The organism is Myxococcus sp. AM009 (assembly GCF_013372605.1).
GTDB classification, from domain to species: Bacteria; Myxococcota; Myxococcia; order Myxococcales; family Myxococcaceae; genus Myxococcus; species Myxococcus vastator.
On the sequence record NZ_JABXEP010000119.1, the window covers coordinates 1 to 26,145 of the forward strand.

General features: G+C 71.2%; 23 protein-coding genes. 11 read left to right on the top strand and 12 right to left on the bottom strand.

Annotated features, from left to right (window positions below; genetic code table 11):
- A partial coding sequence (locus tag HV824_RS25360; protein WP_176424444.1) for a biotin/lipoyl-containing protein occupies nucleotides 1-471 on the bottom strand: 471 nt, incomplete at its 3' end.
- Nucleotides 461-3,352 carry a 2-oxoglutarate dehydrogenase E1 component gene (locus HV824_RS25365; RefSeq protein ID WP_176424445.1) on the bottom strand — a complete coding sequence of 964 codons (2,892 nt, stop codon included), beginning with the start codon at nucleotides 3,350-3,352 and terminating at the stop codon, nucleotides 461-463. The genes HV824_RS25365 and HV824_RS25360, both read right to left, overlap by 11 nt.
- A gap of 209 nt (nucleotides 3,353-3,561) precedes the next feature.
- Between HV824_RS25365 and fabI the strand changes: the two genes are divergently transcribed.
- From fabI to HV824_RS25405, 8 genes are all read left to right on the top strand, one after another.
- Entirely contained in the window at nucleotides 3,562-4,380 is an 819-nt protein-coding gene (fabI, locus tag HV824_RS25370) for an enoyl-ACP reductase FabI (protein WP_176419886.1), read from the top strand.
- 184 nt (nucleotides 4,381-4,564) lie between these two features.
- On the top strand, nucleotides 4,565-4,951 hold the full coding sequence (locus HV824_RS25375; RefSeq protein ID WP_163784769.1) for a response regulator: 387 nt from the start codon (nucleotides 4,565-4,567) through the stop codon (nucleotides 4,949-4,951).
- 5 nt (nucleotides 4,952-4,956) lie between these two features.
- Nucleotides 4,957-5,823 (top strand): response regulator, encoded by an 867-nt coding sequence (locus tag HV824_RS25380; protein WP_176419881.1) that lies wholly within the window; start codon nucleotides 4,957-4,959, stop codon nucleotides 5,821-5,823.
- Complete coding sequence (locus HV824_RS25385) at nucleotides 5,820-7,061, top strand: protein-glutamate O-methyltransferase CheR (protein ID WP_176419880.1); 1,242 nt, start codon at nucleotides 5,820-5,822, stop codon at nucleotides 7,059-7,061. The genes HV824_RS25380 and HV824_RS25385 overlap by 4 nt, the downstream gene beginning before the upstream one ends.
- Nucleotides 7,058-7,606 carry a chemotaxis protein CheW gene (locus HV824_RS25390; RefSeq protein ID WP_176419879.1) on the top strand — a complete coding sequence of 183 codons (549 nt, stop codon included), beginning with the start codon at nucleotides 7,058-7,060 and terminating at the stop codon, nucleotides 7,604-7,606. The genes HV824_RS25385 and HV824_RS25390 overlap by 4 nt, the downstream gene beginning before the upstream one ends.
- Complete coding sequence (locus tag HV824_RS25395) at nucleotides 7,596-9,749, top strand: response regulator (RefSeq protein WP_176419878.1); 2,154 nt, start codon at nucleotides 7,596-7,598, stop codon at nucleotides 9,747-9,749. Before HV824_RS25390 ends, HV824_RS25395 begins: the two co-directional genes overlap by 11 nt.
- Nucleotides 9,746-10,813, top strand: coding sequence for a chemotaxis protein CheB (locus HV824_RS25400; protein ID WP_176419877.1), 1,068 nt, complete (start codon nucleotides 9,746-9,748; stop codon nucleotides 10,811-10,813). Before HV824_RS25395 ends, HV824_RS25400 begins: the two co-directional genes overlap by 4 nt.
- A gap of 76 nt (nucleotides 10,814-10,889) precedes the next feature.
- Nucleotides 10,890-12,485 (top strand): methyl-accepting chemotaxis protein, encoded by a 1,596-nt coding sequence (locus HV824_RS25405; protein ID WP_176419876.1) that lies wholly within the window; start codon nucleotides 10,890-10,892, stop codon nucleotides 12,483-12,485.
- An 81-nt stretch (nucleotides 12,486-12,566) separates the two neighbouring features.
- On the opposite strand, the gene clpA is transcribed toward HV824_RS25405, so the two are convergent.
- The 5 genes from clpA to HV824_RS25430 form a co-directional block, all read right to left on the bottom strand.
- Nucleotides 12,567-14,864: an ATP-dependent Clp protease ATP-binding subunit ClpA gene (gene clpA / locus HV824_RS25410; protein WP_176419875.1), complete on the bottom strand. Its 2,298-nt coding sequence runs from the start codon at nucleotides 14,862-14,864 to the stop codon at nucleotides 12,567-12,569.
- A 3-nt stretch (nucleotides 14,865-14,867) separates the two neighbouring features.
- Nucleotides 14,868-15,191 carry an ATP-dependent Clp protease adaptor ClpS gene (locus tag HV824_RS25415; RefSeq protein WP_011555974.1) on the bottom strand — a complete coding sequence of 108 codons (324 nt, stop codon included), beginning with the start codon at nucleotides 15,189-15,191 and terminating at the stop codon, nucleotides 14,868-14,870.
- 40 nt (nucleotides 15,192-15,231) lie between these two features.
- The gene (locus HV824_RS25420; protein WP_176419874.1) at nucleotides 15,232-16,392 is read right to left on the bottom strand and encodes a GNAT family N-acetyltransferase; all 1,161 of its coding nucleotides are present in this window, start codon (nucleotides 16,390-16,392) and stop codon (nucleotides 15,232-15,234) included.
- A gap of 67 nt (nucleotides 16,393-16,459) precedes the next feature.
- Complete coding sequence (locus HV824_RS25425) at nucleotides 16,460-16,900, bottom strand: hypothetical protein (RefSeq protein WP_176424446.1); 441 nt, start codon at nucleotides 16,898-16,900, stop codon at nucleotides 16,460-16,462.
- 27 nt (nucleotides 16,901-16,927) lie between these two features.
- Entirely contained in the window at nucleotides 16,928-17,464 is a 537-nt protein-coding gene (locus HV824_RS25430) for a DUF2378 family protein (protein WP_176419872.1), read from the bottom strand.
- Between the two features lie 156 nt (nucleotides 17,465-17,620).
- Between HV824_RS25430 and HV824_RS25435 the strand changes: the two genes are divergently transcribed.
- Both HV824_RS25435 and HV824_RS25440 read left to right on the top strand, forming a co-directional pair.
- On the top strand, nucleotides 17,621-18,187 hold the full coding sequence (locus tag HV824_RS25435) for a NifU family protein (RefSeq protein WP_176419871.1): 567 nt from the start codon (nucleotides 17,621-17,623) through the stop codon (nucleotides 18,185-18,187).
- A gap of 113 nt (nucleotides 18,188-18,300) precedes the next feature.
- Nucleotides 18,301-19,113, top strand: a complete 813-nt coding sequence (locus HV824_RS25440) for an SAM-dependent methyltransferase (RefSeq protein ID WP_303623441.1) — start codon at nucleotides 18,301-18,303, stop codon at nucleotides 19,111-19,113.
- Nucleotide 19,114: 1 nt separating this feature from the next.
- On the opposite strand, the gene HV824_RS25445 is transcribed toward HV824_RS25440, so the two are convergent.
- The 3 genes from HV824_RS25445 to HV824_RS25455 are packed head-to-tail and all read right to left on the bottom strand — an operon-like array spanning nucleotide 19,115 to nucleotide 22,788.
- On the bottom strand, nucleotides 19,115-20,794 hold the full coding sequence (locus tag HV824_RS25445; RefSeq protein WP_176424447.1) for a pseudouridine synthase: 1,680 nt from the start codon (nucleotides 20,792-20,794) through the stop codon (nucleotides 19,115-19,117).
- A gap of 49 nt (nucleotides 20,795-20,843) precedes the next feature.
- Complete coding sequence (locus HV824_RS25450) at nucleotides 20,844-22,001, bottom strand: class I SAM-dependent RNA methyltransferase (protein WP_176424448.1); 1,158 nt, start codon at nucleotides 21,999-22,001, stop codon at nucleotides 20,844-20,846.
- Nucleotides 22,002-22,035: 34 nt separating this feature from the next.
- Nucleotides 22,036-22,788 (bottom strand): lysophospholipid acyltransferase family protein, encoded by a 753-nt coding sequence (locus HV824_RS25455; protein WP_176424449.1) that lies wholly within the window; start codon nucleotides 22,786-22,788, stop codon nucleotides 22,036-22,038.
- 194 nt (nucleotides 22,789-22,982) lie between these two features.
- Here HV824_RS25455 and HV824_RS25460 point away from each other — a divergent pair, with 194 nt between their 5' ends.
- Entirely contained in the window at nucleotides 22,983-23,873 is an 891-nt protein-coding gene (locus HV824_RS25460) for an oxidoreductase (RefSeq protein ID WP_176424450.1), read from the top strand.
- On the opposite strand, the gene HV824_RS25465 is transcribed toward HV824_RS25460, so the two are convergent.
- Nucleotides 23,851-25,479: an ATP-binding protein gene (locus HV824_RS25465; RefSeq protein WP_176424451.1), complete on the bottom strand. Its 1,629-nt coding sequence runs from the start codon at nucleotides 25,477-25,479 to the stop codon at nucleotides 23,851-23,853. The genes HV824_RS25460 and HV824_RS25465 overlap by 23 nt on opposite strands.
- A 239-nt stretch (nucleotides 25,480-25,718) precedes the next feature.
- On the bottom strand, nucleotides 25,719-26,145 hold a 427-nt coding region (locus tag HV824_RS25470), incomplete at its 5' end, for a TIGR02266 family protein (protein WP_176424452.1).

Here is a 26,145-nt window from a genome sequence, read left to right on the forward strand (position 1 = left end):
GGCCTGGGCGGGCGCGGCCGGGCGGTTGAGCTGACCCAGCACGTCGTCCTTGTGCACGCGGCCACCAGCGCCGCTGCCCTTCACCTGGGAGAGGTCCACCCGGTTCTCCTCGGCCACCTTGCGCGCGGTGGGCGTGGCGCGCGCGTCGGACGCGGCGGGCGCCTCCGCGGCGGCGGGAGCGGGCGCGGCGGCGGGAGCCGGAGCCGCGGCGGGCTTGGCGGCGGGAGCGCCGGCGCCCGCCTCGATGAGGCCCAGCACCTCGCCCACGCGGACCTTGTCACCCTCATTGAATGCGATGCTGGACAGCGAGCCCGCGGACGGGGCCGGCACGTCGATGGTGACCTTGTCGGTCTCCAGGACGACGAGCGGCTCGTCGGCGGTGACGGCCTCACCTTGCTTCTTGTTCCACTTGCCGACGACGGCTTCGGTGATGGATTCGCCCAGGGGGGGCACCTTGATTTCAACGGCCATGCTTGGTCCCTCGGAGGATGGCTTCCTCGATGATGAGCTGCTGCTCGTATTCGTGTGTCTTGGGGAAGCCCGTGGCGGGGCTGGCGGCTTCGGCGCGGCCGATGTAGCCGATCTTCACCTGCTGCTTCGGCTGCGTGGAGGCCAGGTCGTGCAGGCGGGGGAACATGAAGTGCCAAGCGCCGGCGTTGCGCGGCTCTTCCTGTACCCACAGCAGCTCGGCCAGCTTCGGCATCTTCGCCATGAGCCCCGCCAGCACGTCAGCGGCGAACGGGTAGAGCTGCTCCAGCCGGACGATGGCGATGCTTTCGTCCTTGCGCTCGTCGCGCGCCTTCACCAGGTCGTAGTACACCTTGCCGCTGCACAAGAGCAGCCGCGTCACGCCCGCCGGGTCCACCCGGTCCAGGATGACTTCCTGGAAGGTGCCCGTGGCCAGCTCGTCCACCTTGCTGGTGGCCTCCGGCCGGCGCAGCAGGCTCTTGGGCGACATGATGACCAGCGGCTTGCGCACCGGGCGCAGCACCTGGCGGCGCAGCAGGTGGAAGATCTGCGCGGGCGTGGTGGGGTAGCAGACCTGGATGTTGTCCTCGGCGCACAGGTCCAGGAAGCGCTCCAGCCGCGCGCTGGAGTGCTCCGGGCCCTGGCCTTCGTAGCCGTGCGGCAGCAGCAGGGTGAGGCCGCTGAGGCGGCGCCACTTGCTCTCACCGGCGGCGATGAACTGGTCGATGATGATCTGCGCGCCGTTGCCGAAGTCACCGAACTGCGCTTCCCAGGCCGTCAGGCCGTCCGGCACGTCCAGGCTGTAGCCGTACTCGAAGCCGAGCACGCCCATCTCCGACAGCGGGCTGTTGTAGACGTGGAAGCCATTCTTTCCCTTGCCGCTGACGAACTGGCGCAGCGGGACGAACTTCTCGCCCGTCTTCACGTCGTGCACCACCGCGTGGCGGTGGCTGAAGGTGCCGCGCTCGCTGTCCTGGCCGGTGATGCGGATGTTGTAGCCCTCGGAGAGCAGCGTGGCGTAGGCCAGCGACTCGCCCTCGCTCCACTGCAGCTCGCCGCTGTCCAGCATGCCCAGGCGCTTCTTGATGACGGTGCGCTCCACGTCGCGGTGGACGTTGAAGCCCTCCGGCAGCGTGGACAGCTTGCGCAGCGCATCGCACAGCACCTGCTTGTCCACCGCGGTGGACACGTCCGCCGCGCTCTTCAGCGAGCCGCCCTGGTAGGGCTTCCACAGGCCTTCCAGCGCGCTGGGCTCCTTGAACTGGCTCTCCTGGCGCGCGCGGGTGAGCGCCGCGTCGAAGTCCTGCTGGCACTTCTGCTTGATGGCCTCGGACTCCTCGGCCGGAATCTTGCCCTGCTCCGCCAGCTTCGCCGCGTAGCGCGTGCGCACCGTCGGGTGCTTGCGGATGATGTCGTACATCGCCGGCTGCGTGAACGCGGGCTCGTCACCCTCGTTGTGGCCGTAGCGGCGGTAGCAGACCAGGTCGATGACGACGTCCGTCTTGAACGTCTGGCGGTACTCGGCCACCAGCTTCGCGATGTGGACGCAGGCCTCCGGATCATCCCCGTTCACGTGGAAGATGGGGATGTCCAGCATCTGCGCGATGGCGGTGGAGTAGAGGGACGAGCGCGAGTCATGCGGGTCGGTGGTGAAGCCGACCTGGTTGTTGATGACGACGTGGACCGTGCCGCCCGTGGTGTAGCCCTTGAGGCCAGACAGGTTGAGCGTCTCCGGCACCACGCCCTGGCCGATGAAGGCCGCGTCGCCGTGGATGAGCAGCGGCATCACGCCGGTGCGCTCGGTGTCGCCGGCGCGGTCCTGCTTGGCGCGCACGCGGCCCTCCACCACGGGGTCCACCGCTTCCAGGTGGCTGGGGTTGAAGGCCAGCGACAGGTGCAGCTTGCGGCCCTGGCGCGTGGTGTGGTCCGACGAGAAGCCCATGTGGTACTTCACGTCGCCGCGGCCCAGGTAGGCCTGCGGGTTCCGGGGCCCGTCGAACTCGCTGAAGATCTGATCCGGCTTCTTGCCCAGGATGTTCGTCAGCACGTTGAGGCGGCCGCGGTGGGCCATGCCGATGACGATTTCCTTCAGGCCCATGCCGGTGGCCACCTCGCCCAGGGCGTCCAGCATGGGGATGAGCGCCTCGCCGCCGTCCAGGCTGAAGCGCTTGGCGCCCACGTACTTGGTGTGGAGGAAGTGCTCGAAGCCCTCCGCGTACGACAGCTTGGTGAGGATGTGCCGGCACTCGTCCGGGGAGAGGTCGGTGCGGTTCTCGCTGAACTCCATCCGGTGCATCAGCCAGCGGCGGCGCTGGCTGTCGAGCATGTGCATGTACTCGACGCCGATGGTGTCCGTGTACGTGCGGCGCAGGCGCGCCAGCAGGTCCGCCAGGCGCACGCGCTGCTCGCCGAACACGCCGTTGGTCTCCACGAGCTGCTCGGACTCGGCGTCGGTGAAGTGGCTGTCATCCACCAGGGCCACGTCCGCCACGTGCTCCAGCGCCGGGCGCGGACGGCCCAGCGGATCCAGCTTCGCGCGCAGGTGGCCGCGCAGGCGGAAGGCGAAGATGACGTGGTCCACGCGGGCCTGCAGCGAGATGTCCTGGACCGTCTGGCCGGGCGCGGCCGCCGGGGCGGTCTGCGGCGCCGCCGCGGGCTGGGCCTTGGCCGCGGCGCCCTTGCCGCCGCCCTGGGGCGCCGCGGGAGCCGGTACCGGCTCCAGCAGCCGGGTGCTGAAGATGGGTCGGCCGGCGCCGTTGCTGCGGTCGAAGACCTCGCGCCAGCTCGCATCCACGCTGGCGGGGTCCTCTAGATAACGGGCGTAGAGGCCCTCGATGAAGTCGATGTTGGCGCCGGAAAGGAACGTGTCCTGGAAATTCGCCATGGCGGTGTCGTCTTTTACTGGATGGGCGCCCCGTTGGGGGGTTTTCGCAGCAACTTTTGTAGCGCCCGCCCGCTGGCCGATAAGCCGCACCCCTTGCCGTGGAGCAGGTGGATTCATGCCCCGGGTGAGCGCAACTTCAACCGTTCCATCCAGAAGGAATGGTAGAGAACGCGTTTCCTGTCTCCCCCTTCCGCAACGAGGCCGTCTCCATGCTGCTCCAAGGCAAGAAGCTGCTCATCACCGGAGTGCTCACGCCTCAGTCCCTGGCCTACGGCATCGCCGAGCACGCGCTGGCACAGGGCGCCGAGGTCCTCCTCACCGGCTTTGGCCGGGCCAGGTCCCTCACCGAGCGGAGCGCCAGGCGCCTCAAGCCGGGGCTGGAGGTGCTGGAGCTGGACGTCACCAACTCCGCCCACTTCCCCGCGCTCACGGACGCCCTGCGCCAGCGCTGGGACCGGGTGGACGGTGTGTTGCATTCCATCGCCTTCGCGCCCGAGGATGCTTTGGGTGGCAACTTCCTCAACACCCCGTGGGAGAGCGTGCAGACGGCGTTCCGCATCTCCACCTTCTCGCTGAAGGAGCTGTCGGTGGCGTGCCTGCCGCTGATGACGCAGGGCGGTTCCATCGTCACGCTGGACTTCGACAACCGCGTCGCCTGGCCCATCTACGACTGGATGGGGGTGTGCAAGGCGGCGCTGGAGTCCACGGTGCGCTATCTGGCGCGCGATCTGGGTCCCAAGGGCATCCGCGTCAACGCGCTGGCCGCCGGGCCGCTGGCCACCATCGCCGCGAAGGGAATTCCGGGCTTCAAGGCCCTGGAGCGTGGCTGGAGCCATCAGGCCCCCCTGGGCTGGAGCGCCAAGGACAGCCACGACCTGGTGGCCCGCACCGCATGTGCCCTGCTGTCGGATTGGCTGCCCTCCACCACCGGCGAAATGATCCACGTGGACGGTGGCTACCACGCCATTGGCGCCCCCCCGGCGACGCCGGACGCGGACGAGCTCCCGCCCAAGCCGGCCGGCGAGTAGTCCCGTCCCCCTGGGAGCATCTGGACCCAGGGGGGATGCCCTGAGGTCATCCGACACCTGCCTGCCCGGACGGATGCCGGGCCGGACCGCCCCCTGTTCTCACGTGAGCGCCCTCACGGTAGAGTCGTGAACGTTTCGCAGGACTCTCCGCGCGTCGCGGGGCCTGCGCAGGAGCCGCCGCACAGTGAGCACCCACAGCACCAACGTCTTGCTGGTGGACGACAGCCCGACGGTTCGCAACATCGTCAAGATCTACCTGATGAACCTCAAGGTCTCGACGCTCGAAGCCGACGATGCGACGCGGGGGCTGCAGATTCTCCGGCTGGTGCCGGTGAGCCTCGTCATCGCGGACATCAACATGCCGGGGATGGACGGCATCACCTTCGTCAAGGAGGTGCGCGCCAGCGCGATGCCGCAGGTGCGCTCGGTGCCCATCCTGCTGCTGACGGCGGAGAAGAACGTGGACCTGCGTCAGCGTGGCACCGAGGCCGGGGCCAACGCCTTCATCCAGAAGCCGGTGTCCCACCACGAGCTGACGGAAACGGTCCGCCAGTTCCTCGCGAAGGCCTGACCGCCGTGAGCCTGCCGTCCCTGCTGCTCGTCGACGACAGCGATGCGATTCTCGCGCTGGAGCGGGCCATCCTCTCCGGCCACTACACCATCCACACCGCCAGCAACGGCCGCGAGGCCCTGGAGAAGGTGGGGCGCCTGCGTCCGGTGGCGGTGTTGCTCGACTTGTCCATGCCGGAGATGGACGGCGACGAGGTCCTCCAGCGGATGAAGGCGGACCCGGCCACGGCCGACATCCCCGTCATCATCATCTCCTCGGAGAAGTCCCGCGCGGAGGCGTGCCTGGGGCTGGGCGCGGAGGCCTTCCTGGCCAAGCCGTTCCGCGCGGAGGAGCTGCTGCAGACGGTGGGCGAGGCCATGACGAGCGCGCGGCAGCGGGCGCGCACGGGCTCGCTGCTGGTGCTGCGCGTGACGGTGGGCGAGCTGGAGTTCGCCATTCCGCTGGACGCGGTGCGGGAGGTGCTGCTGCATCCGGCGACCCGGCCGCTGCCCACCGGGCCGGCGTACCTGCGCGAATACGTAGAGGTGCGGGGCGCGGCGCTGTGCGTGCTGGACGTGGCGCGCCGGCTGGGCGTGGAGCACAAGCTGACGCGCGTGGAGCGCATGCTCGTCGTCATCGAGGCGGAGGGCGTGTCGCTGGCGCTCGCCGTGGACACGGTGAAGGACCCCGAGGAGTACGCGGCGGCGGACATCGACCGGCGCGAGCGCGTGGGCGGCGCCGACCATGGTCCGCTGCGCGATGGGCTCATCGGCATGCTGCGGTCCGGAGGGCGCTCGCTGCCCATCCTGGATCCGCGGGTATTCATCGCGCGGGGGCTCCTGCGGGAGCTGCCCGCGATGCTCGAGGCCGCGGAGGCCGGGCGGAACGCATGAGCGGAGCGCTCGACCCGCGGCTGCTGGCCCGCGCGCGGGAGGTGGTGGCCAGCATCACTGGCTTTCGCAATGACGCCATCGCCTCCGAGGCGGTGGAGCGCGTCGTTCGCGCGGAGCTGACCCGCGGGCGCACCGCGCCCGACCTGCTGGGCGAGCTGCTCCACCCCGTCTCCCACCTGGGCACCGCGCTGGTGAAGGCCGTCCTGGTGGGGGAGACGTACTTCTTCCGCCACCCGGAGCACTTCCGCTTCATCTCCCACGAGGCCGTGCCCGCGGCGCTCCAGCGCGGCGCCCTGGCCCTGCGGGGCTGGAGCGCGGGCTGCGCGTCCGGCGAGGAGGCGTATTCGCTGGCCGCGTGTCTCCAGGCGTCGCTGCCGCACGGCTTTCCGGTGGAGGTGCTGGGCACGGACATCCACGAGGCCAGCCTGGAGGCGGCGCGCCGCGCCACCTACGGGACGTGGTCCCGCCGCGAGTCCGCGCCGCGCCTCTTCCCGCTCTACTCGGAGACGGGCGAGCGCGAGGTCACCATCCTTCCCCCTGTCCGCCGCATCACCACCTTCGCCCAGGCGAACCTGCTGGCGCCGCTGCCCGAGCGCTTCGGCCGCTTCGACTTCATCCTCTGCCGCAACGTGCTGACCTACTTCACTCCCGCCGCGCGTGACGCGGCCATCTCCCTCCTGTCGCGCACGCTCAACCCCGGCGGCTGGCTGTTCCTGGGCGCCGTGGAGGTGGACCGTGTCCCCGCGGGCATGGTCCGCGAGGGGCCGCCGGAGCTGCAGGCCTTCCGCCTCCTCACGCCGGAGGAGCTGAGCGCGCGCGCCGCCGCCGCGTCGCGCGCCGCCGCCCGCGCCCGTCCGGTGGCGGCGCCGTCCCGCCGTCCGGTGGCGCCGCTGATGCCCGCGCCGGCGCGCGAGGTGCCCGTGGCGCCTCCGCCGCCGCCCACGCGGCTGCACCTGAATGCGCTGGAGCGCATCGAGGAAGGCGATGAGGTGGGCGCGTCCTCCGTGCTGGAGGCCCTGGTGCGCCAGGCGCCAGACTATCTGCCGGGGCTGCTGGAGCTGGCCCTGCTGCGGGAGCGCTCCGGGGCGCGGGAAGGCGCGGTGCCGCTGATGCGCGCCCTGCGCTCGCGCGCCGAGCGGCTCCCACCCGACCAGGTCGTGGAGGGGCCAGAGGCCCTGCCCGCGCGGTTCTACCAGGCGTCCGCTGACGCCTACCTCAACCAGGGCGCGCTCGAATGAAGGTCACCCCGCGGACGTTGGAAGAGGCCCAGGAGGCCGAGGCGCGCGAGCTGTTGGAGCGGCGCGCGTCCCGCCTGCGAGAGCAGGGGGAGAACACCGTCGAGGAGGCGGTCCACTGGATCGCCGAGTTTCCCCTCGGTGAGGAGCGCTACGCGCTCTCCCTGGAGTCGCTGCGCGCCGCGTTGCCCCTGAAGATGGTGTCGCCGGTGCCGCTGTCGGCGCCGCACGTCGTCGGGGTGCTGCGCTTCCAGGGCCAGGTGCTGGCCGCGCTCAGCCTGGCGTCGCTGCTGGGCGGCCACGGCTGGCGGCAGGACCCGGCGGTGCTGCTGGTGGTGGACCGTGGAGACGGCGAGCTGTGCGCGCTGGACTGCGAGGCCATCCCCCGGCCCACCACGCTGCCCATGAGCGCGGTGGAGGCCGCGCGGGCGCGCGCGGAGGGTGCGGTGATGGAGGTCTTCACGCAGGACCGGCAGCTCATCCACCTCATCGACCTGAAGCGGCTGTTCTCCGCCACGCGCGGCACGGGAGCCCGTCATGCCCGTTGATCCGATGCTGCAGGGGCTCGTCGCGGGCTTCGCCGTCGAGGCCCAGGAAGTGGTCCAGAAGGTCACCATGGACCTGCTGGAGCTGGAGCGCGAGGGCCTGGAGACGGACGCCCTCACCAGGCTCTACATCCGGCTGGGCCGTCACCTGCACACCCTGAAGGGGAGCGCCGCCTCGCTGGGCATGCAGGACCTGAGCGACATCGCCCACAAGCTGGAGGACGCGCTCGCCCCGCTGAAGGCCCACCCGCGGAAGATGCCGCGGCCGGTGGTGGACATCCTGCTCCACGGCCTGGACCTCTTCCTGCTCCGCGCGCAGGCCCACGCGGATGGGCGTGGGGACGCGCTGCCGGACCCGGCCGCCGCCCTGGCGCAGCTGGTGGCGGACGCGCCGCCGCCCGACGAGGCCGCGGCCATGGTCGCCCCCTCCGGGGAGGAGGCCGCCGTCGCCGCGCCGGCTCCAGCCGCGCCCGCGGAGCCCGTGTCCGTGCCGGACGCGGCGCTGCCGGAGTCCGCGGACGCGGGCTGGCGGGTGTCGTCGTGGCAGGTGACGTCGCTGATGCGCGAGGTGGAGCGCCTGCGCGAGGTGCGCCTGCGCGTGGAGGAGCGGGGCCGCGAGCTGGAGCGGGTGGCCGTGCTGCTCGCGAAGGAGGGGCTGCTGGCGGAGACGGCGGAGGCGCGCACGGCGCTGTCCGGCACCGCGCGCTCGCTGCGCACCGACGGCGAGGAGACGAGTGACATCGTCGACGCGCTGGAGGACGGCCTCAAGGCCATCACCACGCGCCCGGTGCGCACCATCCTGGACCCGCTCCAGCGGATGGTGCGCGACCTGTCCCGCCAGCTGGGCAAGGAGGCGCGGCTGTCGGTGGTGGGCGCGGAGGTGTCGCTGGACCGGCGCCTGCTGGAGAAGCTGCAGGGCGCGCTGGTGCACCTGCTGCGCAACGCCGTGGACCACGGGCTGGAGCTGCCGGCGGAGCGCGAGCGCGCGGGCAAGCACCACGAGGGCGCGCTCACCCTGCGCGTGGAGCAGCAGGGCAACCTGCTCTACCTGGAGGCGTCCGACGACGGCGCCGGCATTGACGTGGAGGTGGTGCGCCGCCTGGCCGAGCAGCGCGGCGTCGTCACGCCGGAGGAGACGGCGCGCCTCAACGAGAACCAGCTGAGGGATCTCATCTTCCGGCCCGGCTTCAGCACCCGCACGGACGTGACGGACACGTCCGGCCGCGGCGTGGGCCTGGACGCGGTGCGCGCGTCGGTGGAGGGGCTGCAGGGCCGCATCGAGGTGGCGAGCACGCCGGGGCAGGGCACGCGCTTCATGCTGACGCTGCCCACGGACCTGGGCAGCTCCCCGGTGCTGGTGGTGCGCGTGCTGGAGCAGCTGGTGGGCCTGCCGATGCTGGCGGTGGAGGCCACGCAGCTGGCGCGCGCGGAGTCGCTGCGCCTGGGCAAGCGCCGGGCGCACCTGGAGTACCAGGGGCAGCTGTTGTCGGTGGTGGACCTGGGGGCGCGGCTGGGCCTGCGCGCCCTGGCGCCGCCGACCGAAGGGCAGCCGCTGCTGATTGTCCAGAGCGGTGGCAAGCGCGTGGCGCTGGTGGTGGACGCGGTGGTGGGGGACCGGGACCTGGTCATCCGCCCGCTGCCCTCGGAGGTGCGCGACGTGCCGGCCTGGCAGGGCGCGGCCACGCTCAGCCGCGGTGAGCTGCTGCTCATCTGCCGTCCGGACTGGCTGGTGACGGAGACGGTGCAGGTGCAGGTGTCGGCGCAGCGGCGGGCGTTGGTGGTGGACGACTCGCTGACCGCGCGGGCGCTGCACCGGGCCATGCTGGAGGCCGGCGGCTTCACGGTGCACCTGGCGGCCAGCGGGGCCCGGGGCCTGGACCGGCTCCAGTCGGACACCTACGACGTCGTCATCTGCGACCTGGACATGGAGGAGATGGACGGCATCCAGCTCATCGCGAAGCTGCGTGAGCGCCCGGAGACGGCGTCGCTGCCCGTCATCCTGGTCTCCGCGCATGACAGCGCGGTGGCGCGCGAGCGGGGCCTGAAGGCGGGCGCGGACGGCTACCTCAGCAAGCGCGAGTGCGCCGCGGGCCGGCTGCTGGCGGAGGTGCTGGACGTCATGAGCCGCCGGGGGAGTCGCGCGTGAGCGACAAGCGGCCCATCCGGGTCCTCGTGGTGGACGACTCGCCCACCATGGCGAACATGCTGACGGCCCTCCTCACGGAGGAGCCGCGCATCGAAGTCGTGGGCCGCGCGGGAGACGGCAACCGCGCCGTGCAGCTGGCGCGTCTCTTGCGCCCCGATGTCATCACCATGGACCTGCTGCTGCCCGGCCTGGATGGACCGGGGGCCATCGCCGCCATCATGTCCCAGTCCCCCGCGCGCATCCTCGTGGTGAGCGCGGTGGCGGAGCAGCGCGGCGTGGACCTGGGCTTCCAGGCGATGAGCGCCGGCGCGCTGGAGCTCATCGGCAAGCCCAACGTGACGAACGCGGAGGAGCTGCGCCGCTGGGGCAAGGAGCTGGCGCACTCGGTGTGCCTCATGGCGGAGGTGCCGGTCATCTCCCGTCGGCCGCGCGCGGCCACCGCGCCGCCGCCGCCCACCGGGGCGCGGGTGGACATCTTCGGCGTGGTGGCCTCCACGGGCGGGCCGCCCGCGCTGGCGGACGTGCTGTCCAAGCTGCCGCGCTCGCTGCCGGTGCCGCTGCTCATCGCCCAGCACATCACCGTGGGCTTCACCCAGGGCATGGTGCGCTGGCTGTCCCAGGTGACGCCGCTGCCGGTGGCCATCGCCAGGGACGGCGAGCGGCTGGAGCCGGGCCGCGTGTACTTCCCGCTGGACGGGCATGACCTGCTGGTGGACGAGGCCGGGCTGGCGCGCCTGCAGCCCAGCCGGGGCGGACCGTGCCCCAGCGGGGATGTGATGCTGACGTCGCTGGCCTCCGCCTTTGGCCGGCGCAGCGGCGGGGTGGTGCTCACCGGCATGGGCGAGGACGGCGCGCGGGGCCTCCTGGCCATCCGCAGGGCGGGCGGCGTCACCTTCTCCCAGGACGAGGCGTCGTCGGTCGTCTTCGGCATGCCGCGCGCCGCGCTGGATGTGAAGGCCACCGACCAGGGCGTTCCCCTGGCTTCGATGCCGGAGCTCATCCTCCAGAGCTGTACCTTCGCCCCCTTCCGGGGCGGACGCCCCGAGGGAGGGCCCACCCGGTGAGCCCCTCCTGTGCCTGTTTCGCCTGCCCGCCTCCGCGCGGGTGCCGTGCTGACGTCGTTTCCCCGGCGGTGATTCCGTGAGCCTCCCGCAACAATCCTTCGCCTCCCAGTGGTCGCAGCAGTTCCGCCAGTCGTTGGGGCTGGCGCCGAAGTTCGTGCTCGTCACGGCGCTCATCAGCGCGACGGTGGCCACCCTGCTCACCGGCATCGCCACGCGGCGGCTGGAGAGCGACCTGGCGGACAGCTACCTGGGCGCGGGGCGGCACGTGGCCCGCGGGCTGGCGGTGGCGGCGGAGCAGGGCGTGGCGACGGGCGCCAGCGCGCTCCAGCCCATGCTGGACGCCAGCGTGGGCCACTCGGACCTGGCCTATGCCTTCATCCAGGACTCGGCTGGCAACGTGGTGGCCCACACCTTCCCGGACGGCTTCCCGGACGCGCTGAAGGAAGCGGTCGCCACCGCGGGCGCGGGCGCGGTGCTGGAAGCGGACGCCGGGGGCCGCCGCCTGCGCGCCATGGACGTGGTGGCGCCGGTGGCCGGTGGCCGGCTGGGCTCGGTGCACGTGGGCGTGTCCCGGGACCACATTGACGGACTGGTGTCCGCGCTGCGGGTGCGGATGGTGGGCTTCGCGGCGCTGCTGGTGGCCCTGGGCGTGGCGGTGTCCGCGCTGTTCGGCCGCAGCATCGTCGGGCCGCTGAAGAGCCTGACGGAGGTGGCCGGCCACATCGTGGAGTCCGGCGACTTGACGCGCCCCATCCAGGTGAAGAGCGGCGACGAGGTGGGCCGGCTGGCCAGCTCCTTCGCGCAGATGGTGGCGCGGCTGCGCGAGGTGACCGTCAACCTCCAGCAGGCGGCCGTGGCGCTCACCCAGTCCACCGAGCACCTGAATTCGTCCTCCACGGAGCAGGCGCAGACCATCTCCCGGCAGGCCGCGGCGCTGCAGGAGACGCAGGTGACGGCGCAGGAAATCAAGCAGACCTCCATGCTGGCCGCGCAGAAGGCGGAGAGCGTGCTGTCGGTGGCCGAGCGCGCCGACACGCTGGCCAAGTCCGGCGAGGCGTCGATTGAGCTCACCATGGCGGGGCTCAACGACATCCGCGCCCAGGTGGGGGAGATTGCCCAGAAAATCGTCGAGCTGGGTGAGCGCACGCAGCAGATTGGCGGAATCACCCAGACGGTGAAGGACCTGGCGGACCAGTCCAACATGCTGGCGCTCAACGCCGCCATCGAGTCCGTCCGCTCCGGCGAGCACGGCAAGGGTTTTGGCGTGGTGGCGCGCGAAATCCGCGCCCTGGCGGACCAGTCCATCGAAGCCACCACGCGGGTGCGCGAGCTGCTGGACGACATCGCCAGCCAGGTGGCGTTGGCGGTGCGAATCACGGAGCGCGGCGCCGAGCGCATGGAGTCGGGCCTGGCCCAGGTGCGCACCAGCGGGCAGAACCTGCGGGAGCTGTCCTCCATCGTCCAGGACAACGCCGCCGCCGTCCGGCAGATTGCCGCCGCCGTCAGCCAGCAGAACGTGGGCATCAACCAAATCACCCTGGCGGTGAACGACTTGTCCAAGATGATGGATGAGACGGTGGCCCGCATCGGCTCCACCGGCGAGGCCGCCACCACGCTGCAAATCGTCTCCGAGCAGCTCTCCAGCGCGGTGAAGAGCTACCGCGTCGAGTAGCGCTCCGGACAGACGAAGGCCCCGGCTCCCTCGGGAAGGGGACCGGGGCCTTGTCATGTCAGCCGCTGGCGCGGCCAGGCGCTACGCCACCGCGGCGGCGGCGGGCTGCGTGCGCAGCTTGAGGCTTTCGCCGTCCACGTCGTAGTGGGCGGTGCCGCCGTGCTTCAGGTCCCCGAAGAGGAGCGCCTCGGCGAGCGGCTTCTTCAGCGCGTTGTCCACCAGCCGGGCCATGGGCCGCGCGCCGAAGGCCGGGTCGTAGCCGTGCTCGGCCAGCCACGCGCGGGCGGCGGGCGTCAGCTCCAGCTTCACCTTCTTCTCGTCCAGCATCTTCTGGAGCAGGCGCACTTCCTTGTCCACCACCTTGAGGATGACCTCGGGCGGCAGGCCGGAGAAGAGAATCCACCCGTCCAGGCGGTTGCGGAACTCCGGCGTGAAGGTGCGCTCAATCGCCTTCTTCGCGCGGGTGGCGTCCACGGGCTTGGCGAGGTCGCCGAAGCCAATGGCCTTGGTGCTCATCTCCTGAGCGCCCGCGTTGGTGGTGAGGATGAGGACGATGTTGCGGAAGTCGGCCTTGCGGCCGTTGTTGTCCGTCAGCGTCGCGTGGTCCATCACCTGGAGCAGGATGTTGAAGAGGTCCGGGTGGGCCTTCTCGATTTCATCCAGCACCACCACCGCGTAGGGGTGCTTGCGCACGGCGTCCGTGAGCAGGCCGCCCTGGTCGAAGCCGACGTAGCCCGGCGGCGCGCCGATGAGCCGGCTCACCGTGTGCTTCTCCGAGTACTCGCTCATGTCGTAGCGCAGGAACTCCACGCCCAGCGACTGCGCCAGCTGCTTGGCCAGCTCCGTCTTGCCCACGCCCGTGGGGCCGGAGAAGAGGAACGAGCCAATGGGCTTCTCCGGCGCGCGCAGGCCGGAGCGCGCCAGCATGATGGCGCTGACCAGGTCCTTGATGGCCGGGTCCTGCCCGAAGATGACGCCCTGGAGGTCCTTCTCCAGACTCTGGAGCTGCACGCCCTCGCTGGCGGACACGCTCTTGGCGGGGATGCGCGCCATCTTCGCGACGACGGCCTCCACGTCCGCGCCGCTGACGGTGTTGGAGCGCTGGCCCTCCGGCTTGAGCCGCTCGGCCGAGCCCGTCTCGTCGATGACGTCGATGGCCTTGTCCGGCAGGAACCGGTCGTTGATGTGCTTGGCGGACAGCTCCGCCGCCGCGCGGATGGCCTCGGGCTGGTACTTCACCCCGTGGTGCTCCTCGTAGCGGCTCTTCAGCCCCTCCAGGATAAGGATGGTGTCCTCGACGGAGGGCTCGCTCACCTCGACCTTCTGGAAGCGGCGGGACAGGGCCCTGTCACGCTCGAAGGCGGACTTGTACTCCTGGTACGTCGTCGACCCGATGCAGCGCAGCCGCCCGCTGGCCAGCGCGGGCTTGAGCAGGTTGGACGCGTCCATGGAGCCGCCACTGGTGGCGCCCGCGCCGACGATGGTGTGGATTTCGTCGATGAAGAGGATGGCGTTCGGCTGCTCCTTCAGGGCCTTGAGCACGCCCTTGAGCCGCTCCTCGAACTGGCCGCGGAACTTGGTGCCCGCCAGCAGCGCGCCCATGTCCAGCGAGTAGACGACGGCGTCCTTCAGCACCTCCGGCACGCGGCCTTCGTGGATGTGCAGCGCCAGCCCTTCCGCGATGGCCGTCTTGCCCACGCCCGCCTCACCCACGTAGAGCGGGTTGTTCTTCCGGCGGCGGCAGAGCACCTGGATGGTGCGCTCCAGCTCCTTCTCGCGGCCGATGAGCGGGTCGATGCGCCCCTCCTGGGCCTCGATGTTGAGCTGCACCGTGTAGGCCTCGAGCGGGCTCTTCTTCGGGGCCTCGCCCTCGTCGTCGTCGCCCATGGGGGCGGCGTGGCCGGCGCTCTCCTCGCCTTCACCCTCACCCTCGCCGTCCTTGGTGACGCCGTGGGAGATGTAGTTGAGCAGGTCCAGCCGGGTGACGCCCTCCTGCTGGAGCAGGTAGAGCGCGTGGCTCTCGTCCTCGCGGAAGAGGGCCACCAGCACGTCCCCGCCGTCGATGAGCTTCTGCTCGGCGGACAGGGCGTGCATGGCGGCGCGGTGGAGCACCCGCTCCACGCCGATGGTCTGCTGGGGCTCGGCGTCCACGCCCTCCGGCAGGCGTTCGACGGTCTCCTCCAGGAAGGAGACCAGGCGCTCCTGGAGTTGCTTCACGTTGGCGCCGCACCCCTTCAAGACTTCGCGCGTGCGCGCGTCCCGGGTGAGCGCCAGGAGCAGGTGCTCCAGCGTCAGGTACTCGTGGCGCATCTTCCGCGCCTCGTCCAGGGCGGTGCGGAAGCTGGCCTGCAACTCTTTGGCAATCAGCGGTCCTGCCACGTTTCAACCTTCCTCGGGTTCCATGGAGAGCCGCAGCGGCATGTCGTTCTCCTGCGCCGCGGCCTCCACCGTCTGAATCTTCGTTTCGGCGACGTCGTACGTATAAACGCCGGCCACCCCGACACCGTTGTAATGAACGTGCAGCATGATCTGCACGGCATCCGTCTCCGACTTGTGGAAGACCTCCTTGAGCACGGCCACGACGAACTCCCGGGTCGTGTAGTTGTCGTTGTGGAGGAGCACCTTGTAGAGCGGCGGTTTCTTGAGCTTCTGCTTGGGGGCGGACTCCGTGATGACGGAGGTGTCGTGCTCATGCTTCTGCGCCATAAGTCGTTCGGACTCCCTTTGCTGAACGGGCGGGGGATTTTCAGTCCCCCTCCTTGAAACCAGTCTCCGCCCGCCACTGGGGCAGGCCTCCTTCGACGGCTGCCCGCTCGTGGGCCAGGAAGCCGCGCACGGCCCTGTCCATGCCCGGGTGGAGGAGCAGGTGCGCACTGTACGTGAGGTGTGGCTCGAAGCCCCGGGTGAGCTTGTGCTCTCCCCCCGCGCCCGGCTCGAAGCGCTCCATCCCGGAGGTGATGCCCTCCGAGAGGGGGTGGTACAGGCAGACGTTGAAGTGAAGGAAGGGGTGCTCCTCGAAGCAGCCCCAATAACGGCCATACAGAACGTTGGCACCCGTGAAGTTGAAGGCACCGGCGACCAGCCGGCCTTCCCGGCGGGCCTCCACCCACTCGCAGCGGTGCCGGAAGCGGGCGAGCATGCGCGCGAAGAAGTCCGGGGTGAGAAAGCGCTGGCCCCACGGATACTTGTCCACCGTGGTGGCGTACAGGCGGTGGACGGTGTCCGCGTCCACGTCCGCCAGCGCGTCCCCGCGCAGGGTGCGGACCTCGATGCCGTGCTCGCTCAGGGCCCGCAGCTCCCGGCGCAGCTGGTTGCGGCGCTTGGCGTGGAAGCGGGCGAGGAAGTCCTCCAGCGTCCGGTAGCCCCGGTTGCGCCAGTGGTACTGCACGCCCAGCCGCACGGCGAAGCCCTGGGCCTCCAGGACGGGCAGCTCCTCCTCGGTGGGGAACAGGACGTGGATGCCGGACAGGCGCTCGGCGCGGGCGAACTCCTGGGCGGCGGCGTACAGCTCCGCCTCGCGCGCGGCGCGGTCCTCGCCCGGGGCCACCAGCACGCGGCGCCCGGTGGCGGGGGTGAAGGGGACGGCGAGCACGAGCTTCGGGTAGTAGCGCAGGCCCGCGCGCTCGGCGGCGGTGGCCCAGGGGCTGTCGAAGACGAACTCCCCGTCGCTGTCGTCCTTGAGATAGGCGGGCGCGGCGGCCACCAGGCGCGAGCCGCGCCAGAGCGTCAGGTGCCGGGGGTGCCATCCCCGCGCCGGCACCGCGCAGCCGCTCTCCTCCAGCGCGGTGAGGAACGTCCACTCCAGGAACGGCGTGGCCCGTGTGTCCACCAGCGCATCCCACGTGACGCGGGGGACGTCGGTGAGGGAGCGCAGGATGCGCAGCGTGGTGGGGAGCGGTGTCGACATCGTCGGAGCCTGGGCCAGGGCGAGCCTATAACGATGCGTGCCCGCTGCTGCCACGGCTGTCCGGGCGCTACTTCCCGCGAGTCAGCTCCGCGGCGAGGAAGCGTCCGGCTTCCGCCAGTCCTTCCTCCCCCCGGCGGCGCCCCTCGTCCGATTCCATGACCCGCCGCGCGGCGTCACCCGCGGTGCCCACCTCCAGGTCCACCAGGATGAAGAAGGCGCTGAGCGCGGGGCCCACGGGGGCGATGCGTCCCGGCCGCTGGGGCCGCTCACCCAGGGTGGCGGCCACCTTCTCCACCAGCCCGTCGTCGGTGAGCCGCTCCGCCTTGCCGCGCATGGCGGTCCACGCGGCGTCCAGCAGCGCGGGCAGCATCCGTCCGGACAGCGCGCTGGACAGCCGCTGCGCCGCTTCTTCCTCATCAATGGCGTGGGCCTGCGCGTAGGTGGGGACGAGCTTCGCCACCACCACGGCGCGGGTGGCGAGGTGGGCGAGTCTGGGCGGGTAGGACACGCGGGGCTCCGGGGCAGGGCTGGCGGGCTACCAGCGCACGAACAGACGGTACCCCCCGCTGCTGCGCTCCTCCACGAGGATTCGAGGCCGGGCGTTGGCCAGCTCCAACATTCCTTCCAGGCCCCCCGCCATCAGGTCGGGCCGGTTGTAGCGGTCCGACAGGGAGACGCGGCGGCCGCGCTCGCCCTCGGAGGACATCGAGACGTCCACGTCCGAGCGGCCCATCATCGCCAGGTAGCGAGGCAGCCGCTCCAGGGCGCGCGCCGGGCCAATCATGGGCAGGGCCACGGCCGTCACTCGCCCCACCAGCGTCTGCGCGAAGCCAACGACGCATTGCCGGCCGAGCTGCCGGTAGGCGTCCTCGTCACCGAGCTCCGCGTAGCGCTCGCGCCGCGCCAGGGCCACCGCCTGCTGCCAGAGGGCAATGGGGTAGTCCAGCTCCGGCTTCCGGCTGTCGTACCCCAGCGTCACCAACTCCTGGGCCAGCCGGCCCTCTGCCTGGAGCCCCCGCACGAACAACCCCTCGAACACGCTGGCGGGCACGCGGGGCAGTGGGGGAGGCATGCCCCCAGTCTACGCAAAATCCACTATGAGTTCATGTATTTCTTGAATTCCGGATTGATTCCGGAGCGGAGGGGGGGCGAGGGGCGATTGCCAGCCCTCGAGCCGGGTTGCTATGGGGCCGCGAGCGCCTTAGAGGAGTCGTCCAAGGAGATTTGAATGTCGGTGAACATCCAGCTCGAGTGGACCCCGAACCCCAGCACCCTGAAGTACGTGGTGGACCGGCGGTTGTTGGCCGGCGGGGCGGTGAACTTCACGAACCCCGAGGACGCCCAGGCGAAGTCCCCGTTGGCGCGCAAGCTGATGGACGTGCGCGGCGTCACGGCGGTGATGATTGGCACCAACTTCGTGACGGTGACGAAGGGGGAAGAGGGCGAGTGGGACGAGCTCAATGACGAGGTCATGTCCACGCTGGACACCCACCTGACGGCCAACGAGCCGGTGGTGGACGAGGCGGCGCTGGCGGCGGCCCGCGAGGCGGCGGGACAGGTCGGTGGTGGCACGGTGGAGGGGCGCATCCAGGACATCCTGGACAGCGAAATCCGCCCGGCGGTGGCCATGGACGGGGGTGACATCACCCTGGACCGCTTCGAGGACGGCATCGTCTACCTGCACATGAAGGGCTCGTGCGCGGGCTGCCCGTCGTCCACGGCGACGCTGAAGATGGGCATCGAGGGGCGCCTGCGGGAGATGATTCCCGAGGTCCTCGAAGTGGTGTCCGTCTGAGACGCAACGTCAAAGCCTCGCAGGTCCGGCGGGAGCTGCTGCCGGACCAGTCCCCCGCGCTGCTGCGCGAGCTGCACCTGCTCACGCGCGAGGGGCACCTCAACGCGGACGCGCTGCGCAAGCTCAAGCAGGTGAACCACCTGATGGGCCTGCTGCGCCCCGCCGTGGAGGATGTCCAGGCGCGCCACCCGGACGTGGTGATGGTGGACGCGGGCAGCGGCAACGCCTACCTGGGCTTCGTCCTCTACGAGCTGTTCCTCAAGGGCGCCGCCAGCGGCACGCTGCTGTCCATTGAAGGCCGGCCGGACCTGACGGAGCGGGCCCAGGGCCGCGCCCAGCGGCTGGGCTTCACGCGGATGCGGTTCCAGACGGCGCACATCGACACGGCGCGGTACCCGGAGCGCATCCACCTGCTGATGGCGCTGCACGCGTGTGACACGGCCACGGATGATGCGCTCGTCGCGGCCATCCGCCATGGCGCGGACCACGTCGCGGTGGTGCCGTGCTGCCAGGCGGAGGTGGCCGCGCAGCTCAAGGAGAAGCGCCCCGTCGTGGCCAGCAGCGGCAGCATGTCGTTGCTGTACGCGCACGCGTGGCACCGGCGCGAGTTCGGCTCGCACCTGACGAACGTCATCCGCGCGCTGACGCTGGAGGCCTTCGGCTACCAGGTGACGGTGACGGAGCTGACGGGCTGGGAGCACTCGCTGAAGAACGAGCTGATCCTGGGGCGTCGCGTGCACCGGGAGAACCGGCGCGCGCGCGTGCAACTGGAGCGGCTGCTGGCGGAGACGGGCGTGAATCCCAAGCTGACGCGCGAGCTGGGCGTGAAGCCCGCGGTGTCGGCCGTGGAGCCTGATTCCTCGCCGGAGCCGGAGGCCCCTGTGGCCTCCGAGCCGGTGGAGGCTTCGGACGTCTCCGGCGCGTGATTCAGAAGGGCGCCGGCCGCTCCAGCGTGACGCGCTGTCCCGTGACGGGGTGCAGGAACGACAGGGCCTCCGCATGCAGGTGCAGCCGGGGACCTGGATGGCCGTAGAGGCGGTCGCCAACAATGGGTGCACCCAGGCCGAGCGGATGGGCCGCGTGGACGCGCAGTTGGTGTGTCCTGCCGGTGCGCGGGAAGAGGGCCACCTTCGTGCGGCCGTGGCTGCGCTCAAGCACGTGCCACTCCGTCACCGCGGGCTTGCCGTGCACGGGGTCGTGAATCTGCCGGGGCCGGTCGTCCAGGTCCACGCGCATGGGAAAGTCGATGGTTCCGCGCTCGCCCCGGACGTCGCCGTCGACCCAGGCCACGTAGCGCTTGTGCACCTCGCGCCCGGCGAACTGGCGTTGCAAGGCCGCGTAGGTGCGCGCGTCCTTGGCCGCGACGAGCAGCCCCGACGTGTCCAGGTCGAGCCGGTGCGCGAGCATCATCCCCGCTGCTTCCGGGGAACGCGCGCGCAGCCGGGCCAGCACCGAGTCCTCCACCGAGACGTCCTTCGCGGGCACGGAGAGCAGGCCCTCCGGCTTGTCCACCACCACGAGCCATTCGTCCTCGAAGACGATGGGTAGCGCTCGTGACGGCAGTACGGGCACCACGAAGGGCCGGGGCGCGGAGACGGGGAGACCGTCCAGCATGTACGGCAGCAGCGGCCCGCACTTGTCCTTGCAAGCGGGGTAGTACGCGCCGGCGGCCCGGCCTCCCGCGGGAGGAGGAGCGCCCCACCAGAACTCCGCGAGCGCGAGCGGACGGAAGCCCTGGGTGAGCGCATGCGCCAGGAGCTTGGGCCCGGCGCAGTCCGCCGCGCCCGATGGGGGCTCGCCACCGGCGTAGAGGCCGCGCAGGTGACGGTGGTCTCCTCGTGCATTGGGCACCACGTAGGTGTCGTGCAGGCGCTTCATCAGCGCGCGGCAGACGATGCGCCGCAGTCGCTCCATGGCGCGAAGCCGCCGCTCCACGCGGGCCCGCTTTGGCGCGAGCGCCCGCTGCGCCTCGTCGTGTTCCGCCTCCAGTCCGCGCAGCGCCGCCTTGTCCCTCCGGCTCTCCTGGTCGAGCGCATGCAGCGCCGCCCGCTTCGCCTCCTCGCTCAGCGAGTCCGAGGCCATGACCTCCGCGCGCCTCGCATGGCGCTGCTTCTTCCGGGCGTCGTGTGTGGCGCGCAGCGCCGCGCGGGCCTCGGTGTGGCGCGCTTGCAACGCGTCGTGCGCGGTCAGGACGGAGGCGCGCTCAGGGGATTGCTGGAAGGACGCCTCACGGGCCATCAGGCGCTTCACCAGGGCCTCGCCCGCGGGCTCCAGCCGCTCGCGCTCGTCACGGGCGAAGAGGGGCGGCACGAAGCCGGGGAGGTCCCACCGCCCGCCCAGCATGCCCGAGAAGGCGCGGAGGAAGCCGACGCGTCCGTCAGGCGCCTGGACCACGAGGATGCCGAACATCTTTCCACCCTCGGACGTGTCGAGGCACGAGGCCGCGAGTCCAGGCGCGACATGGCCTGCCCGGAGCTCCCGCTGCAGCCACTCCGCCGCCCGGCGTGCCAGCGCGTGGGGCCCGCCCTCGTCGAAGGGGTTTGGGAAGCTCCCGGGGAGCTCGTCCGCGAGGGGCTTCGGCTCGAAGGGCGTGAACCACGTTTCCACAGGCCCGCGTTACCACGGCACGGCGGCGCGGCGCATCCGGACGGCCCCGTTACGAGCGGCCCGCCGAGGGCTCCGTCAGCAGCAGCCTGCACTTGAGCCCGCCGTTGCGCAAAGGAAGGCTCGTCGCCCCCGTCAGTCCCAGCGCCTTCACCAGCGCCGCTTCATCCGGAAGGATGACCGCCGCGCGCCACCCCGCGAAGCCCTGGCGCAGCGTGTTCCCCAGGGCCCGGTACAGCGCGGGCAGGTCCTCGGCTTCGCCCACGCGCTTGCCATAGGGCGGGTTCACCACCACCAGCCCCGGGCCCGCCATGGGCGCCTTCAGCGTCCGCGCGTCCTGCCGCTCCAGCGCGAGCGTCACCCCCGCGCGCCGGGCATTGCGACGCGCCGTCCCCAGCGAGCCCGCGTTGAGGTCATAGCCATGAAGCGCCGCAGCTGGCGCGGGCAGCGCGTCCGCCTCCGCGCGCGCCTTGCGCCCGGCCCAGGCCTGGGCATCAAACGAAGGGAAGGACTCGAAGGCGAAGGCGCGCAGCAGCCCCGGCGCCCGGCACATGGCCATCCACGCGGCCTCCACCAGGAAGGTGCCCGAGCCACACATCGGGTCCACCAGGGGCTGCGTGCCATCGTAGCCCGCCAGCCGGAGGATGCCCGCCGCCAGCGTCTCACGCAGGGGCGCGCGGCTCACTTCCTGGCGGTAGCCCCGGCGGTGCAGCGCATCCCCGCTGGTGTCGGCGCTCACGGTGAACGCGTCACCCTCCACCCGCACCAGCAACGTCAGGCCCGGGCCTCCGCCCTCTTCATCGAGCGGCCCCGCGCGCTCCACCGAGGGCACGTTCCACGCATACGCCGCCGCGGAGCACACCACGTCGGGCCCTGGCACGGGGGAGCGGCTCAGGCTCACCGACAGCTTCGGCGGCGAGCGCCCATCCCAGACGTGAGACAAATCCAACTCGGCCAGCCGGTCCGAAAGGGTGTCGGAGTCCCCCGCGCGGAAAGCGCCCACGCGCAGCAGCACCCGGCTGGCGCAGCGAAGGCGCAGGTTGGCGTCCTGGTGCAGGCCGGCCGGGCCTTCCAGCTCCACGCCGCCGTCCACGCGGCGGGGCCTCCAGCCCAGCGCGGAGGCCTCTGCCTCCAGGGCGGGCTCCAGGCCGGGGAGGGTGGAGACAAAGAGCTGTTCGTCGGTGCGGGCGCGTGTCACGGGAGCGTCCATTGTCCGCGTCCCGGCGCGCGCCGCAATGCTTCATTCAGGGCGCGGGCGCGGAGGGCCGCTCCCAGCCCGGGGCCGGAGCCGTCGGCGCGGGGGCCTCCGCGTAGAAGCCGCGGTACTCGGGCGGCAGCAGCTCCGCCACCCGGCGCATCATCGCATCCACCAGCGCCTGGCGCGGGTCCTCGGCGCCCGCCACCTCCGCCTCCAGCGCCTCCACGCGGAAGGGCGGGCCGAAGCGCACGAAGACGTCGGCGTTGAAGAGCCGCTCGCCGCCCATGTCCGAGTCGTTGATGGGCATCAGCTTCTCCGTGCCCTGCAGCGCCACCGGCACCACCGGCACGCCCGCGCGTTTGGCTATCAGCGACAGGCCCTTCTTCGCCTGGGTGAGCGTGCCCGTGCGGCTGCGCGCGCCCTCCGGGAAGATGAGCACCGACTTGCCGGCCTTGAGCGTGTCCAGCGCCCGCCGCATCGCCTCGATGTCGGGCGAGTTGGGCTTGATGGCGATGGTCTCCATCGTCTCCGAGGCCAGGCGCGTCATCACCGTGCTCTTCAGCTTCACCCCTGCCAGGAAGACGACCTTGCGCGGCCGGAAGGCCCGGTCCAGCGTGAAGCCGTCCGCGTTGGACAGGTGGTTGCAGAGAAAGAGACAGGGCTGGTCCGGGATGTTCTCCCGCCCCAGGACCTGCTCGTTCGCCAGGGTGTCCCAGACGCCGTCCATCAGGGCGCGAACCACCTGCTGGCGGGCGCCTTCCGGCAGCTTGGACATCAGGAAGAAGAGAATGCGCAGCACGTATCGGTCGCCTCTGAACGTTCCACCCGCAGATGTAGTTCCAACCAGTGTCTCGCGTCAGCATCCCTCTTGTCCCGGCGCCTCGCCTGCCGGGTGGGCCGTCGTACAGCCAACGCTCATGTGGGACTGGGGGGCGGGACGGTTTTTCCTTCCCCTCTTCCCACCCTCCATGCGGGTTGGCTATGGGAGGGCGCATGAGTCTGGTTGAAGCCCGCGCGTCGCGCGCCAGGAAGCCCGTGGAATACGAGGTCACCGTCGACCACGTGCGGAGGGACACGCACGACACGGCGACGCTGTTCCTGGATTTCGGCGGAGTGCCGCTGGACTACAAGGCCGGGCAGTTCCTCAACATCGACCCGCACCAGTTCCCAGCGCTGGGCCGCCTGTCGGCCTACCTCCAGGCGCAGAAGGGGCGGAAGGAGCCGCAGCGCTCCTATTCGCTCGCCTCCGCGCCACACGAGCCGCTGGTGGCCATCACCGTGAAGGACGAGGAGTTCATCCCCGGCCTCACCCGCTATCCGCCGCTCTTGTCGCCCTACCTCGTGCATGGCCGGCTCACCGGCGCGCGGATGACGGTGATGGCCTTCATGGGGCCCTACGTGCTGCCGGAGGACGTGGAGACGCGCACGGAGCACGTCGTCCACCTGGTGGCCGGCTCCGGCGCGGTGCCCAACTTCGCCATCCTCAAGGACGCGCTCCACCGAGGGCTGAAGCTGCGCCACACCTTCCTCTTCTCCAGCAAGACGTGGGGGGATGTGCTGTTCGGCGACGAGCTGGCCGCCCTGGAGCGCCAGCACCCCGGCCGCGTGCGCGTGGTGCACACGCTCACCCGTGAGACGGACGAGTCCCGCTTCGGCGCCGCCGTGCGGAAGGGCCGCGTCCACCAGTCCCTGCTGGAGGAGCTGATTCAGGACCGGGACACGTGCCTGGTGTACGCCTGCGGCCCGGCGATTACGCCGTGGGACCGGCGCAAGGCGCTGGAGACGCGCACGCCCTCCACGCCGCGCTTCATGGAGACGGTGCTGGGCCACCTCCACGCGCTGGGCATCGAGGACAAGCGCATCAAACGGGAGACCTACGGCTAGGCGCTCGCGGCAGCCACAGCTCGAAGCGAGCGCCGCCGCGAGGCCGGCTGCTGGCGCGCACGCTGCCCTCATGTGCCAGCACCACGCGTCGGACGATGGCCAGCCCCAGGCCCCGCCCATTGGCGCGGGTGAGGAAGAAGGGCTGGAAGACGCGCTGCGGGTCCACGTCGGGAATGCCGGGCCCCTCGTCCTCCACCACCAGGCGCACGCCGCCGTCCGCGGGCTCCACCGACATCCGCACCTTGCCGCCCGCGGGTGAGGCCTGGACGGCGTTGCGCACCAGGTGCGTCACCGCCAACTGGAGCAGCGTCTCGTCACCTTCGAGCGAGGGCGTCTCCTCGGCCTCGTCCACGCTGAAGCGCAGCGTGGGCGCGTCCGGCGAGCCGTGCATCTGCCCCAGCGCGCGGCGCACCAGCTCGCCCAATTGCACGGGGCGGGGGCGCGGCTCCAACGGACGCACCACGTCCAGCAAGTCCCGGACGATGTCCTCCAGCCGGATGGCCTCCTCCTCCAGCATGCCCACCGCGGCCTGCCCCGTGGGCCCCAGGTGGGCCTCGCGGCGCAGCACCGCCACCGCGTTGAGGATGGCGCCCAGGGGGTTGCGGACCTCGTGGGCCACGACGCCCGCGGCCTCGCCCAGCACCTCCAGCCGCTCGCGCGCCACCAGCTCGTCCTGGAGCCTGGACACCTCCTCCAGCCGCACCGCGGACGTCTGGTGGTGGCGCACGTTCTCCAGCGCGCCGCCCACCAGCTGCGCGAACAGCTCCAGGGTGCTGGCGCCCGCGGGGGTGAGGGCGGGGCCCTGCACGCAGAGCACGCCAAACGGATGCCCCTCCACGAGGATGGGCGCGTCCAGCCCGCGCATGTCCGGCGGATGAAGCTGGCACGCGGGGCTCCCCCCGTTGATGGCAGGCGGGAAGCGCGTCACGCCGAGCATGTCGTGGTGGAAGGCCGCCTTGCGCCGCTCGAGCACCTCCAGGAGGTGCGGCAGCGCGGCGCTCGGAATGCGCACGTCCGCCAGGGGCATGCCGTAGAGCTGCTCGGCCTCGGCCACGATGAAGGGGCTCTGCCGCAGGGGCCCGTACCGGAAGGCGTCGCCGTCCACGGAGATGACGGACACGGAGAAGCCCTGGCGGAAGATGGCGTCCACGGCCGTCTCCAGCACCGAACGCTCGTCGCGGCAGCGCAGCATCGTCGCGGCGGCCGCCACCAACGCCTCCGTGAGGCGCCGCACCGAGTCCTCCGCTTCCGCCTCCAGCAGCACCACCACCAGCTCGTCCGGGTGCGCGCCGGGCGCGTGCCTCAGGACCAGCGTGCGCTGGGGGCCGTTCACCGGCTGGACGCGCACCCACACGGGGCCTTCGGGCAGCGGCCCACCCTGGACAAGGGATGCGTACATCGGCTCCACCCAGCCGCGCTCCTCGGGCACGAAGCGGCGGATGCTCTCGGAGAGCGACAGGGCCTCCAGCTCCGCCGCCGGAGCGCCCAGCAAGGTAGCGAGCGCCGCGTTGACGCGTAGCACCTGTTCGCCGCGGATGAGCGCGGTGGGGAGGGGCATCGCTTCGAGCAGCCGGTATTCGGCGGAGGCGGTGGACACGGCGGTCATCCTCTGGGTCCACCGCACCGTCCGCAAGGGAACTTCAGCGGAGCCGGCGGCGGCGGACGCAATGGGTTCTCCCGCACCCCGTATGGAAGGGCGAGGGGCAACACTCGGAGGGCACGACGATGAACTTCATGAACCTGATGGACCGCGATGACTTGGAGTTGAAGGCTGTCATGGCCGTGATGGCGGCCTTCGTGATGATGGGCGCAGTCTTCCTGGGACAGATGCTGTAGGGCCTGGCGTCAGGGCTTCTTCTTCAGGTCCTTCGCGCGCGCCAGGTACTGCTGCACGAACTCCTTCTCCTCCTGGCGAAGGTGGCTCAGTCGCAACCCGTAGCCGCGGGGGTTCTTTCCGTCCTCCAGCGAATTCTCCCAGATGACGGAGCTGCGGAGCGTCAGCACCCGGGGCGGCTCATCGAAGCGCAAGGTGAGCTCCACCAGCGTCCCCAGCCGCAGCGGCTTGTCCGTGGCGATGAACAGTCCGCCCGATGACAGGTTGATGATGCGGTGGTCGGTGAAGATGCCCGCGTTCTGCAGCGTGACCTTCACGTCCGCGTGGATGCGGTCGTCCGAACGCCGCTCCAGGCCGACGAACTCCGCGCTGGAATAGGTGGGCGCCGCCGCGGCCCGGCGCATGGCTGGCGCGGGCGGCGGCGGCGCCCACCTATTC